Genomic DNA, 13123 nt, shown 5'->3' with positions numbered 1-13123 from the left:
ATCAACAAAAAACCCCGGCATTGCCGGGGTTTTTTCATGCCTGTGCGTAAAGATCAGGCGGCCTTTTCCAGCGTGCCCATGTCGATCACGAAGCGGTAGCGAACGTCGTTCTTCGCCATGCGCTCCCAGGCCTCGTTGACGGTCTTGATGTCGATCACTTCCACATCGCTGACGATGTTGTGCTCGGCACAGAAGTCCATCATCTCCTGCGTTTCGGCCATGCCGCCGATCGCCGAGCCGGTGATGTGCTTGCGGCCGAACATCATCGCAGCGCCCATCAGCGGCGGATCCAGCTCGGTCAACACGCCGACCAGGCACATCGTCGCATCGCGCTTGAGCAGGCCCATGTACGGGTTGGTGTCGTGGCTGACCGGGATGGTGTTGAGCAGGAAATCGAAGCTGCCGGCGTGGGCCTTCATCTGCGCCGGATCACGCGAGACCAGTACTTCATCGGCGCCCAGGCGCTTGGCATCGGCACCCTTTTCCGGGGTGGTGGTGATCATCACCACGGTGGCGCCCATCGCCTTGGCGAACTTCACGCCCATGTGGCCCAGGCCGCCCAGGCCGATGACGCCGACCTTCTGGCCGGGGCCGACCTTCCAGTGGCGCAGCGGGGAGTAGGTGGTGATGCCTGCGCACAGCAGCGGTGCGGCGGCCTTGAGGTCGAGCGTCTCGGACACCTTCACCACGAAGCGCTGCTCGACCACGATGTGGTCCGAGTAACCGCCGAAGGTCGGCTGGCCGCTCTCGCGCTCGGTGCTGTTGTAGGTGAAGGTGGCGCCCTTCTCGCAGTACTGCTCCAGATCTTCGTCGCAGGCGGCGCAGTGGCGGCAGGAATCGACCATGCAGCCGACGCCGGCGAAGTCACCCACCTTGAAGCGGGTGACGTTGGCGCCGACCTCGGTCACGCGGCCGATGATCTCGTGGCCGGGCACCATCGGGAACTTGGAACCACCCCAATCGTCGCGGGCCTGGTGCAGGTCGGAGTGGCAGATGCCGCTGAAGAGAATCTCGATGCGGACGTCATCGGGACCGGCCGGGCGACGTTCGAAGGAGAACGGCACCAGCGGCGCGGTCTGGTCGTGCACCGCATAACCATGGGCGAGGGACATGGGGAATCCTTGGCAGGTTTGTAGAAAGGCGCTTTACAATACGCCCCGATCCCGTGCACAAAAAGTCAGGATATCGGCATGATTCATCAAGTGAAACGGGATAATCATGGCCACTGACAACCTGACCCACCTCGCCGCCTTCGCCGCCGTGGCCCGCCACCGCAGCTTCCGCAAGGCCGGGGCGGAGCTGGCGCTGTCCACCTCGGCGGTCAGCTACGCGATCCGCGCGCTGGAAGAACGCCTGGGCGTGGGTCTGTTCCATCGCACGACCCGCAGCGTCGCCCTCACCGAAGCCGGCCAGCGCCTGCTCGAGCGCCTGCAGCCCGCGCTGGGGCAGGTGCATGACGCATTGGAAGAGATGAACCACTTCCGCGCGGCACCGGCCGGCCTGCTGCGCATCAACGCCACCCGCGCCGCCGTCCAGACCCAGCTCGGCCCACGCCTGGCGAAGTTCCTGCTTGCGCACCCGGATGTGCGTTTGGAGTTGGCCCAGGACGATGGCCTGGTGGATATCGTCGCCGGCGGTTACGACGCTGGCGTGCGCCTGCACGAATCGGTGCCGGAAGACATGGTGGCCGTGCCACTGGGGCCGGCGCTGCGCGGCCTGATCGTGGGTGCGCCCTCCTATCTGGCGGGGCGGGAGATACCGCAGCACCCCCGTGATCTGCATCGGCACGAGTGTGTGCGGTTCCGCTTCGCCAGTGGCCATCTCTATAAGTGGCAGTTCGAACGCGATGGCCAGGCACTGGAGATCGACGTGCCCGGGCGCCTCACGTTGGGTGATCAGAACACGATCCTGCAGGCGGTGGTGGACGGGTTGGGGCTGGCCTACGTGCTGGAAGATTCCGCACGCCCGTATCTCGACGACGGCCGGCTGGTTGCCGTGCTGGAGGACTGGAGCGAGCCGTTCGCCGGCTTTGCGGTGTATTACCCACGGCAGCGGCAGATGTCGTCTGCGCTGCGGGCGTTCATTGATCTGCTGCGGGGGTAGCGGGGCGCGGGCGGCATCTGCCCTGGATGCTCGTTCTTCAAACGCAGATCCTGCATTCTGCGCATGCACCTCGCATCTGCTGGGACGTATCTGGCGTCGAGTAGTGCAGACCCACGGCCTGTCCTCATCAACGGTGAAATGGATGCGTAACCGACGATTTGTGAACATTCTGGCGATGGTCGGCGGTGCCGTCCTTGCGCTGTACGCGGTGCTGATCCTGACGATCGCAACGACGGGAAATGTTACGCAGGGTCGCGCAGCACTGGCGTGTGGCGGGGCAGGGCTGCTGCTTGTCGCGGCGCCGTTGCTGGCCCTGCCATTCTTCCCGCGTTTAGCAAGGGCGCTCGCGCTGCTGGCGTTGGTCAGTTTCGCAGTGCTCGCGGGCTGGCTCGCGTTCTGGCCCCAGCCGAGCATCTCGCCTGATCCGCTCGTTAGGACGGCGGTAGTGGTGTTTGCGGTGTTGGTTGCTGGTCGCATCTATCTGGCACGCCGCCGCCGACCCTCGGGTCATCAGCCCTGATAAGCCCTGATCAGCCCTGCTGCGGAACCCACCGCGAAGGGAATTCCGTGGATGCTGTATACTCACCCCCAGTATAGTTAACCGGCCTTGCCTCCATGCCCCATTCACCGCAGGAAAAAAAGCGCGTTCTCGCCCGGGTCCGTCGGATCCGCGGCCAGTGCGATGCACTCGACCGCGCGCTGGAAGCCGGGGCCGAGTGCGGGCCGGTGCTGCAGCAGATCGCCGCGATCCGTGGTGCCGTCAACGGGCTGATGTCCGAAGTGATGGAGGCGCATCTGCGCGAAGAGTTCGGGCAACCGGCCCAATCCGATGCGCAGCGCGATGAGCGCGTGCGCGAGATGAGCATGCTGATCCGTTCCTATCTGAAATGAGTGCGCGGGTGCCCGCGTACTGCCCATCTTTGTTCCCTGCCTTGGAGTGCTTCCCATGAAATCCCGTGCCGCCGTTGCCTTCGCCGCTGGCGAACCGTTGAAGATCGTCGAGATCGATGTCGCGCCGCCGCAGAAGGGCGAAGTGCTGGTCAAGATCACCCACACCGGTGTCTGCCACACCGATGCGTTCACGCTGTCGGGCGATGATCCGGAAGGTCTGTTCCCGGCGGTGCTCGGCCATGAAGGCGCGGGCATCGTGGTCGAAGTGGGCGAGGGCGTCACCAGCGTCAAGCCGGGCGACCACGTGATCCCGCTGTACACCGCCGAGTGTGGTGAGTGCTTGTTCTGCCAGAGCGGAAAGACCAACCTGTGCGTGGCCGTGCGCGCCACCCAGGGCAAGGGCGTGATGCCCGATGGCACTACCCGCTTCAGCTACAACGGCGAGCCGATCTACCACTACATGGGCTGCTCCACTTTCAGTGAGTACACCGTGGTGGCCGAAGTCTCGCTGGCCAAGATCAATCCGGAAGCCAACCCGGAACACGTCTGCCTGCTCGGCTGCGGCGTGACCACCGGCATCGGCGCGGTGCACAACACCGCCAAGGTGCAGGAAGGCGATTCGGTGGCGGTGTTCGGGCTGGGCGGCATCGGCCTGGCGGTGATCCAGGGCGCGCGCCAGGCCAAGGCCGGCCGCATCTTCGCGATCGATACCAACCCCTCCAAGTTCGAACTGGCCAAGCAGTTCGGCGCGACCGATTGCATCAACCCGAAGGACCATGACAAGCCGATCCAGCAGGTCATCGTGGAGATGACCACGTGGGGCGTGGACCATACCTTTGAATGCATCGGCAACGTCAACGTGATGCGCGCGGCGCTGGAATGCGCGCACCGTGGCTGGGGCCAGTCGGTGGTGATCGGTGTGGCCGGCTCGGGCCAGGAAATCTCGACCCGTCCGTTCCAGCTGGTCACCGGCCGCTCGTGGAAGGGCACCGCCTTCGGTGGCGTCAAGGGCCGCAGCCAGCTGCCGGGCATGGTCGAAGACGCCATGAAGGGCGATATCGAACTGGCGCCGTTCGTGACCCACACGATGGGCCTGGACGAGATCAACGATGCGTTCGACCTGATGCACGAAGGCAAGTCGATCCGCTCGGTCGTGCATTTCTGAGCTACCACGGGCGGCGCGCGATCCGCGCCGCCCCTACGGAGAATCCCCATGGAACGCATCGAACACCGCGCCGCGTCCGGCGGTTGGCAGGACGTGTACCGCCATGCCTCGCAGGTGCTGGGCTGCGAGATGAATGTCGCCGTCTACCTGCCGCCGCAGGCGGCCACGCAGAAGCTGCCGGTGCTGTACTGGCTGAGCGGGCTGACCTGCAACGAACAGAACTTCATCACCAAGGCCGGCGCGCAGCGCTATGCCGCCGAGCACGGCGTGATCCTGGTCGCGCCGGACACCAGCCCGCGCGGCGATGACGTCGCCGATGCCGAAGGCTACGACCTGGGCAAGGGCGCTGGTTTCTATCTGAACGCCACCGAGCAGCCGTGGGCGGCGCACTACCGCATGTACGACTACGTGGTGGAGGAACTGCCGGCCCTGATCGACGCGCATTTCCCGACCACTGGCGCGCGCAGCATCAGCGGCCACTCGATGGGGGGCCACGGTGCGCTGGTGATCGCATTGAAGAACCCGGGTCGCTACAAGAGCGTGTCGGCGTTTTCGCCGATCGTCGCGCCGACGCGCGTGCCGTGGGGCCAGAAAGCGTTCACGGCCTACCTGGGCGAGGACCGCGCCAGCTGGGCGGCCTGGGATGCCAGCGAGCTGGTGGCCACGGCCACCGAGCGCCTGCCATTGCTGGTCGACCAGGGCGGTGGCGATGAGTTCCTCGACAACCAGCTGCAGCCGCAATGGCTGCAGGCCGCCTGCACCGCCACCGGTCATCCGCTGACGCTGCGCCTGCAGCCCGGTTACGACCACAGCTATTACTTCATCAGCAGCTTCATCGGCGAGCACATCGCGCACCACGCAAAGGCGCTGTACGCCTGAGGCACACCGGTGGACCCGCCGCTGGGCGGCGGCAACGCGCGCCGAACCGGGCCGGGCAAGGGGCCCGGCACGGCCCGGGAGCGCGCGCCTGGGCCTGGCACCTCACTCGGCGTGCTCCGCTCAGGTCTCGCCACCGCGCACTTCCACCAGCACCGGGCAGGGCGCATGGTCCACCGTCCATTGCCCGACCGAGCGATCCAGCAGGCGCTCCAGCCGCGACAGGTGGCGGTGGCCGATGACGATCAGGTCGCAGCCGTGCTGGCGGGCATGGTCGCAGATCACCTGCGCCGGTTCGCCGGCCGGGTGATGCCCGAGGCCATCGATGCCGCGCTCGCGCAGGCGGCCCAACGCGGTGGCAAGCAGCTGTTCGGCCTGGTGGACCTGGGCGTCGGCGGCCGGATACTCGGCGTGCTCGGCACGGGGCGCGTCGTCGCCCAGCGCGAAGGCCGGGTCCAGCACGCACAGCAGGTGCAGGCGCGAGGCAGGGCCGGCCAATGAGGCCGCCAGCTCCAGTACCTGCGCATGCTGGGGGCCGCCATCCAGGGCAACGAGGATCTTGGTGAACATCGGCATTCTCGGAAGAGGGGCCGCCAGGGTCGCCTACTGCCCGCACTGGACCCATGCCGTGTGCCGCAGGCGAGTAGTGCGTGCAACGCACGAATAGGGGTTTTGGATTGCAGTAAAGTCACCGCCACACGTTGAAGGTGATACTGCCGTGACCATGCCCGATCTGAACCTGCTCATCGCCCTGGATGCCCTGATCGAGGAGGGCAGCGTCGTGGGGGCGGCGCGGCGGATGAACCTCAGTGCCCCGGCGATGAGCCGCACCCTGGGCCGCATCCGCGAGGCGCTCGGCGATCCAGTGCTGGTCCGTGCCGGCCGCGGGCTGGCCCCGACCCCGCGCGCGCTGCAGCTGCGCGAGCAGGTGCGCGGGGTGATCGAGCAGGCACACCTGGTGTTCAACGCCGGCCGCGAGGTCGACATGATGACGCTGGAGCGCACCTTCAGCATCCGCGCCAATGATGTGTTCGTCGGCACCTACGGTGGGCGGATGCGCGAACTGTTCAAGGCGCAGGCACCGTGTTCGGTGCTGCGCTTCGTTCCCGAGGGCGATGGCGATGACGACGCAATGGAGCAGGGCCGGATCGATCTGCACATCAGCGCCGCCGGCAAACCCAGTGCCGATACCAAGGTGCAGAACCTGTTCAGCACCTCGTTCTTCGGTGCCGCGCACGAGGCCCACCCGATCTTCGCCGGGGAGATCACCGCCGAGCGCTTCGTGGCCTTCGACCACATTGCGGTATCGCGTCGTGGCCGTTGGTATGGCCCGATCGATGAGGATCTGGAGGCGCTGGGCCTTAGCCGGCGGGTCGCGCAGATCATGCCGACCTTCCACTCGGCGATCTTCGCCGCAGCCGATTCGGACCTGATCCTGCCGCAGATGCCCAGCGTGATGCTGGCCCGGCTGGAACGCCTCGGGGTGCCGCTGCGCCTGTTCGAGCTGCCGATTCCGGTGCGTAGCGCGATTGTCGTGCAGGCATGGCATCCCCGCCTGGACAGCGACCTGGCGCATCGCTGGCTGCGCCGCAGCATCAAGGCGATGTGCGACGCGGAGCCCACGCAGGCCTGACCGGCAACGGCCAGGTCCACCCGCAAGGCGACCGGCGAGGCGTGCGCGTGACGCACGCCAGCGATGGCCGACGCAGCATTTTTCGCAACATCGGCCCTGCCTAGACTGCCGCTCCCCGTCGTGGAGTGGCCCCATGTCCCTGTTGTTCCCACTGCCCCATCCGCCCGCCGGCGGTGCACGATGACTGCCGTGCCCGCGCCGCTGCCGATGGCGCCTGCTGCACCGGCTGCACCGCCGGCGCAGACGGCGTTCGGCCTGCGCCTGGTGGTCGGCCTGTGCGGTGTGTTGTTGGCCGTGCTGATCTCGGGCATCAACGAAAACGTCACCAAGGTAGCGCTGGCCGACATCCGGGGTGCGATGGGCTTCAGCGTCGATGACGGCAGCTGGATCATCGCGCTGTACACGGCGATGTCGGTCAGTGCGATGGCGTTCGCACCGTGGTGTGCGGTGACCTTCTCGCTGCGCCGCTTTGCGATGGTGATGATCGGCGCCTTCATGGTGCTGGGCGTGGTGTGCCCGTTCGCGCCGGACCTGCCCTCGTTCCTGATCCTGCGTGCGCTGCAGGGCCTGGCCGGTGGGGCGCTGCCGCCGCTGCTGATGAGCGTGGCGCTGCGTTTCCTGCCGCCGGGCATCAAGTTGTACGGCCTGGCCGGTTACGCGCTGACCGCGACCTTCGGGCCGAGCCTGGGCACGCCGATGGCGGCCCTGTGGGTGGAGTACGTGGGCTGGCAGTGGGCGTTCTGGCAGATCGTGCCGTGGTGCCTGGCCGCGCTGGGCATGGTGGCCTGGGGGCTGCCACAGGATCCACTGCGTCTTGAACGGTTCGCGCAGTTCAACGGTGTCGGCCTGGCACTCGGGTTTCCGGCGCTTGTGATGCTGGTGATCGGGCTGGTGCAGGGCCCGCGCCTGGAGTGGTTCGCCTCGCCGTTGATCTGCCTGCTGCTCGGTGGCGGCAGCGCACTGCTGGCGTTGTTCCTCTACAACGAATGGTCGCACCCGCTGCCGTTCTTCAAGCTGCAGTTGCTGGCCAACCGCAATCTGAGCTACGCCCTGATCACGCTGGGTGGCGTGCTGTTCGTGCTGCTGGCGGTGATCATGATTCCCTCCAGCTTCCTTGCCAAAGTACAGGGGTACCGACCGCTGCAGACCGCGCCGATGCTGCTGTGGGTCGCGCTGCCGCAGCTGATTGCATTGCCGCTGGTGGCCACCCTGCTCAACCAGCGCCGGGTGGACAGCCGCTGGGTGCAGGCGATCGGCCTGGGCCTGCTGGCACTGGCCTGCGGCCTCGGTGCGCAGCTGACCACCGAGTGGCACCGCGACAACTTCGCATGGCTGCAGGTGATCCAGATCATCGCCCAGCCGATGGCGGTGCTGCCGTTGCTGCTGCTGGCCACCGGCAGCCTGGCGCCGACCGATGGCCCGTTCGCCTCGGCGTGGTTCAACACGGTCAAAGGGTTTGCCGCGGTGCTTGCCGGTGGCGTACTCGAGGCGGTCACCACCGTGCGCAGCCACCTGCATTCGACCGTGCTGGTCGACCGGATCGGCAACGCGCCCTGGCTCGACGCCAGCACCGCGCCAGGGCTGGGTGCTCGCCTGCATGCGCAGGTGGTGGCGCTGACCTCGGCCGATCTCTATCTCATCGTGGCGTGGGTGGCGGTGGCGCTGATCGCGCTGATTCCGTGGTTGCCCACACGCATCCATCCGCCACGTGCCGTGGCTTGAATCCAAGGAACTCCCCTGTGTCCCTGCATCGCAACTCCGTTCCCTTCGTCATCGCCGCCGGCCTGCTGCTGTTCGCTGGCGGTGCCTGGTGGCTGCTGCGCGACGGCCGCCATCAAACCACCAACAATGCCTATGTCACCGCGGACTTCACCGTGGTCGCGCCGAAGATCGCTGGCTTCGTCAGCGAGGTGCGCGTGCAGGACAACCAGAGAGTCAAGGCGGGCGATGTGCTCGCACGCATCGATGACCGCGACTACCAGGTCGCGCTGGCCACGGCCCGGGCGGATCTTGCCAATGCGCGGGCGCAACTGGCCAGCGCGCAGGCCGCACTGGCGCAGCAGGGCTCGGTGATCGACCAGGCCCAGGCCGGTGTGGATGTCAGTCGCGCCGAACTCCGTCTCGCCCAGGCCGATCAACGTCGTTACCAGGCCTTGGCCAGTGATGGCGCAGGCACCGTGCAGAACGCGCAGCAGGCGCAGTCGCGCCAGGCCGTGGCCGGTGCGCACCTGCAGCAGGGCACCGCTGCCGTACTCAATGCGCGCCAACGCATCGCGCTGCTGAGCGCCAGCGTGCAGTCCGCGCAGGCCGCCGTGCAGCGGGCTGAAGCCGCGCAGGCCCGAGCCGAACTGGATCTGTCGCACACCGAGCTGCGTGCGCCGATCGATGGCATGGTCGGCCGCCGCGCCGTACGCGTGGGCGCTTACCTCACCCCGGGCACGCCGGTGCTCGCGGTGGTGCCGCTGCAGCAGGCGTTCGTGGTCGCCAACTTCCAGGAAACGCAGATGACCCGCATGTATGCCGGGCAACGTGTGGATGTGCAGGTGGATGTGTTCCCCGGCCAGCCGCTGCACGGCCGGATCGACAGCATCGCCCCGGCCACCGGCGTGACCTTCGCCGCGATCGCGCCGGAGAACGCCACCGGCAACTTCACCAAGGTGGTGCAGCGGATTCCGGTCAAGATCGTGCTCGACGAAGGCCAGCCGCTGGCGAACAAGCTGCGCGCGGGCATGTCGGTGGAAGCGCGCGTGGACCTGGACAGCGGCGGGCGTGGGCTGCCGGGGGAGGGCGCATGATGATCCGGCAGACGTTGCGTGTGATGGCGGGCAGCGCGCTGTGTACCGCACTGGCCGCCTGCACCCTCGGCCCGGATTTCGTGCGGCCCGAGGCGAGCCTGCCGATGCAATGGGAGGGCAGCGTGATCACCTCGGCGGCCTTTGCCGATGACGCGGCGTGGTGGAACGGCTTCGAGGATCCGCTGCTGGCGGCGCTGGCAGGCCAGGCCATGCAGGCCAATCTGGATGTGCAGCTGGCCGCCAACCGGGTCGCCCAGAGCCGCGCGCTGCGCGGTATCAGTGCCGCCGACCGTGCGCCGGCCGTCAGTGCGACGGTCGGTGCCACCCGTGCCCGCAACAGCGAGGTCGGCCTGAACGATCCGTCCGGCAATGCCGGGCGCGAGGACTACGGGCTGTTCCAGGCCGGTATCGGCCTTGGGTGGGAACTGGATCTATGGGGGCGTGTGCGCCGCCAGGTCGAGATCGCCGATGCCCGCGTGCAGATCGCCAACGAAGACTGGCACGCGGTGCAGACCGCGGTGATGGCCGAAACCGCCCATACGTACCTGCAACTGCGTGCCACGCGACAGTTGCTGACCATCACCGAGGACAATCTGCACATCGCACGCGACGTGCAGCGGCTGACCCTGGCCCGCCAGCAGCAGGGCGTGGCGACCACGCTGCAGGTCGCCAGCGCGGCCGCGCAGGTGGCCGCGCTGGAGGCGCGGCTGGCACCGCTGCAGCACCGGCAATCGCAGCTGCGCAATGCGTTGGCCATGCTGTTGGCACGTTCGCCACGGACCTTGGATGAACAGTTGGACGCGGCGCGGCATGACTGGCCGGCGCTGCCGGCGCTGGCAACCGGCCTGCCCAGCGATCTGGTCGAACGCCGCCCGGACATCCGCCGCGCCGAAGCGGCCCTGCACGCGGCGACGGCTGGCATCGGCGTGGCCAAGACCAGCTTCCTGCCACGCATCACCCTCACTGGCGATGCCGGTTTCCAGGCCAGGCAGCTCGACGACCTGGACGGGTGGAATGCACATCGCTTCAGCATCGGCCCGGCGATCAGTCTGCCGATCTTCCAGGGCGGCCGGCTCAAGGCGAACCTGGCCCTGAGCCGGTTGCAGGAACGCCAGGCCGGGCTGCAGTTCCAGAAGACCGTGCTGCAGGCCTGGCACGAGGTGGATGATGCGATCGGCGGCTACGGCGCAGCGCAGCAGCGTGGGCAGGCGCTGCAGGTGGCCGTGCAGGAAAGTGAGCGTGCGTTGGCGGCGGCGCGCCGCCAGTACCAGGCGGGGGTGATCGATATGCTCGACGTGCTGACCACCCAGCGCATCGCGCTGGACAACCAGGCAGCGCTGGCTGACAGCCAGGCGGCGGCTGCGATCGCACGGGTGGATCTGTATCGCGCGCTGGGTGGCGGCTGGCGCGATGTGGGGGAAGGCGTGACCCGCGCTGGCAGCGCGTCGGCTGCCAGCGGGGCAGGCAACGCCGATCAACGCACGTTGCGCAGTTCCCAGTGACTGCCGGCCAGCATGCGCAGGCGCTGCTTGAACACCTCGCTGTCGATGCTGGTGGTGGCGCACAGGTTGATGCGCAGATCATCCTGCGCGCCGGTCACGGTCGCGGCCGGATCGGTCGCGCCCCACTGCGGATCGACCGCATCGGGATCGTCCTGCTTGGCGCGCCAACGGTCGAACAGCACCGTGGTGCGCAGGGCGTTCTCGAGTTCTTCGGCCAGCCCGGCCGCACCCTGGGCGCGGAAGGACAGGTCCGGATCGTTGCCGCGCGCCTTGGCCGGATCCGGCAGGCTGATGTCGTAACTAACTGGCATGGTGACCTCCATTGAATGCGGCAAGGCTGGCAGAGACGCGGTGGAATCCGCGTGCAGAACCGGCGGCCGTGCCCGGATCGTGGCATGGCCGCTGCAGGGCTGGCCAGTGTGCTCAGCCGCTGAAGACATGCGGGCCGTCGGCGAAGCCGATCGTTACCGCGCCCTTGCCCACGTTGACCATCCCGGTCAGGCTCATGACCGCCTCGAACACATCCACGCCCTGCGCCTGGCAGGTCTCACGCAGCGCGGCATAACCGGGCAGGGCCCGCAGGTCGGCCAGCTCGCCGCCGTAGCTGATGCACACCGTGGGCGTCATCAGGCCGGCCTTGACCCGTTGCCCGACGAAATCGAACAGCTTCTGCACGGCGTTGTCGAAGCCCTTGATCTTGGCCACCGGCCCGGTCTCGCCGCGGTAGCCATGCAGCACCGGCTTGATGTCCAGCGCACTGCCCAGCGCGGCGCTGATCAGCCCCACGCTGCGATCGCCCTTGTGACGTGCGCGGGCGCGCATGTAGTACAGATCGCGGGTGATCATGTAGCCGTGCACGTTGTGCGCCAGCAGTTCCAGCCGTTCGCGGATCTGCTGCACGCTCGCGCCGCTGTCGCGCAGCCGCACCGCTTCCACCGCGGTCACGCCCTGGGCGGCGAACAGGTTCTGGGTATCGAGCACGCGCAGCGCGAACGGTGAGTTGAACCCTGCCGCCTGCCGTACCGGCTTGTAGTCGTTGAGGATCGCGAAGCTCGCCTGCATCGCGTTGTCGTGGATCGGGCTGCGGGTCTTGGTGATCGTCATGCAGAAGACATGGTCGTAGTCGATCACCAGCTTGCCCAGGAACAGGTCCCGGATCTGGTTGACGGTGAACGGAATGGTCTCCGCCTCGGCGCCGTGCTCGGCCACGTGGGCATGCAGGAAACTCAGCGTGGCCTGTTCGTCGCGATGGTCGGCCAGCATGGCTTCGCCGATGCGGACGGTGATCGGCAGCAGCACGATGTTGTGTTGTTCAATGAAATCCTGCGGCAGATCGCACGCAGAGTCGACCACGATTCCGATGCGCATCCTGTGCCCCTCCGGCAGGTTGTAGGTTCGGAAACGTGAACGCTATCGCAAAACGGCTCGACTTGCCTGACCGGGGAGAGGGGCCGGGCGTCAGCGGCTGCGTTCCACCGCTACCGGCAGGTCCTTGATCCGGGCCCACTCCCCCTGCTCAAGCAGGCCCGGGTCGGCCAGCACCGCCTGCATCAGCGGGTGGGCGTCGTTGCCCCAGAACAGTTCGCTGCCGATCGCCAGCGTCGGCACGCCGAACACCCCCGCGGCCAGCGCGGCATCCGTGTTGCGCCGCAGTTCCTCTTTGACCGACGGTGCGCCGATCGCCGCGGCGACATCGGCGATGTCCAGCATCGCGCCGGGCAGGGCGAGCGCGGCGGCACTGTCGCCGGCGTGGCCATCGCGCCAGATCCAGTTGAACAGGATCTCGACCGCCTCGTGGCTGGCACCGGCGGCCAGGCACAGACGCAGCGCCGCCAGCGGATTGAACGGATGGCCCGGCGGAAAGCGCAGTGTCACCCCGGCGCTGCGCGCCTGCCACAACGCCTGCCGGTAGGTGAACACCCGCTTGGCCGGAATCTCGGCCGGGCCCAGGTTGCCCAGGTGATGCAGTACCGCGCCCAAGGCGATCGGCACCGGGGCGATGCTCTTGAACTGCGGCAACGCCTTGAGCTGTTGCCAGTGCAGATAGGCGAACGGTGAGACGAAATCGAAGTACCAGCGCAGGGCCATGATCGGGTGCTCACGTTGCAGGACGACAGGGGTGCGCAAACAGGGCCGCCGCAGGCAGCGGCCCTGTGCA

14 protein-coding genes are annotated in these 13123 nt (G+C 67.5%); 9 read left to right on the top strand and 5 right to left on the bottom strand.

The window, feature by feature from the left end; translation table 11 throughout:
- Window positions 1-53 precede the first annotated feature (53 nt).
- Window positions 54-1112 carry an NAD(P)-dependent alcohol dehydrogenase gene (locus OC373_RS06350; protein WP_019183744.1) on the bottom strand — a complete coding sequence of 353 codons (1059 nt, stop codon included), beginning with the start codon at window positions 1110-1112 and terminating at the stop codon, window positions 54-56.
- Between the two features lie 106 nt (window positions 1113-1218).
- Here OC373_RS06350 and OC373_RS06345 point away from each other — a divergent pair, with 106 nt between their 5' ends.
- The 5 genes from OC373_RS06345 to fghA all read left to right on the top strand — a co-directional run bounded on the left by OC373_RS06345 (window position 1219) and on the right by fghA (window position 5038).
- On the top strand, window positions 1219-2103 hold the full coding sequence (locus OC373_RS06345; RefSeq protein WP_019183745.1) for a LysR family transcriptional regulator: 885 nt from the start codon (window positions 1219-1221) through the stop codon (window positions 2101-2103).
- 103 nt (window positions 2104-2206) lie between these two features.
- Window positions 2207-2623 (top strand): hypothetical protein, encoded by a 417-nt coding sequence (locus tag OC373_RS06340; RefSeq protein ID WP_261997285.1) that lies wholly within the window; start codon window positions 2207-2209, stop codon window positions 2621-2623.
- A gap of 95 nt (window positions 2624-2718) precedes the next feature.
- Window positions 2719-2994, top strand: a complete 276-nt coding sequence (locus tag OC373_RS06335; RefSeq protein ID WP_019183747.1) for a metal/formaldehyde-sensitive transcriptional repressor — start codon at window positions 2719-2721, stop codon at window positions 2992-2994.
- Between the two features lie 55 nt (window positions 2995-3049).
- A complete protein-coding gene (locus OC373_RS06330) occupies window positions 3050-4159 on the top strand; it encodes an S-(hydroxymethyl)glutathione dehydrogenase/class III alcohol dehydrogenase (RefSeq protein WP_019183748.1) in 1110 nt (369 codons plus the stop codon).
- A gap of 48 nt (window positions 4160-4207) precedes the next feature.
- Window positions 4208-5038: an S-formylglutathione hydrolase gene (gene fghA, locus OC373_RS06325; protein ID WP_070425922.1), complete on the top strand. Its 831-nt coding sequence runs from the start codon at window positions 4208-4210 to the stop codon at window positions 5036-5038.
- 120 nt (window positions 5039-5158) lie between these two features.
- Here fghA and OC373_RS06320 read toward each other — a convergent pair whose 3' ends face one another.
- Entirely contained in the window at window positions 5159-5605 is a 447-nt protein-coding gene (locus OC373_RS06320) for a universal stress protein (protein ID WP_261997284.1), read from the bottom strand.
- A gap of 148 nt (window positions 5606-5753) precedes the next feature.
- Between OC373_RS06320 and OC373_RS06315 the strand changes: the two genes are divergently transcribed.
- The 4 genes from OC373_RS06315 to OC373_RS06300 all read left to right on the top strand — a co-directional run bounded on the left by OC373_RS06315 (window position 5754) and on the right by OC373_RS06300 (window position 10965).
- Window positions 5754-6668 (top strand): LysR family transcriptional regulator, encoded by a 915-nt coding sequence (locus OC373_RS06315; protein ID WP_261997283.1) that lies wholly within the window; start codon window positions 5754-5756, stop codon window positions 6666-6668.
- Window positions 6669-6875: 207 nt separating this feature from the next.
- On the top strand, window positions 6876-8390 hold the full coding sequence (locus tag OC373_RS06310; RefSeq protein WP_315985453.1) for an MFS transporter: 1515 nt from the start codon (window positions 6876-6878) through the stop codon (window positions 8388-8390).
- Window positions 8391-8407: 17 nt separating this feature from the next.
- Window positions 8408-9463 carry an HlyD family secretion protein gene (locus OC373_RS06305; protein WP_261997281.1) on the top strand — a complete coding sequence of 352 codons (1056 nt, stop codon included), beginning with the start codon at window positions 8408-8410 and terminating at the stop codon, window positions 9461-9463.
- The gene (locus OC373_RS06300; RefSeq protein ID WP_261997280.1) at window positions 9460-10965 is read left to right on the top strand and encodes an efflux transporter outer membrane subunit; all 1506 of its coding nucleotides are present in this window, start codon (window positions 9460-9462) and stop codon (window positions 10963-10965) included. The genes OC373_RS06305 and OC373_RS06300 overlap by 4 nt, the downstream gene beginning before the upstream one ends.
- Here OC373_RS06300 and OC373_RS06295 read toward each other — a convergent pair.
- The 3 genes from OC373_RS06295 to OC373_RS06285 form a co-directional block, all read right to left on the bottom strand.
- The gene (locus tag OC373_RS06295) at window positions 10938-11276 is read right to left on the bottom strand and encodes a hypothetical protein (protein WP_026069862.1); all 339 of its coding nucleotides are present in this window, start codon (window positions 11274-11276) and stop codon (window positions 10938-10940) included. The genes OC373_RS06300 and OC373_RS06295 overlap by 28 nt on opposite strands.
- 112 nt (window positions 11277-11388) lie before the next feature.
- A complete protein-coding gene (locus OC373_RS06290; RefSeq protein WP_046273496.1) occupies window positions 11389-12333 on the bottom strand; it encodes a DegV family protein in 945 nt (314 codons plus the stop codon).
- Window positions 12334-12423: 90 nt separating this feature from the next.
- Window positions 12424-13056 carry a DsbA family protein gene (locus tag OC373_RS06285; protein WP_156785804.1) on the bottom strand — a complete coding sequence of 211 codons (633 nt, stop codon included), beginning with the start codon at window positions 13054-13056 and terminating at the stop codon, window positions 12424-12426.
- Window positions 13057-13123: the final 67 nt, after the last annotated feature.

The sequence above is a fragment of the Stenotrophomonas sp. Ste96 genome (assembly GCF_024519495.1).
Classification (GTDB): Bacteria; Pseudomonadota; Gammaproteobacteria; order Xanthomonadales; family Xanthomonadaceae; genus Stenotrophomonas; species Stenotrophomonas bentonitica_A.
The sequence above is the reverse complement of the archived record's forward strand: the minus strand, read 5'-3'. Positions and strand labels throughout refer to the sequence as shown.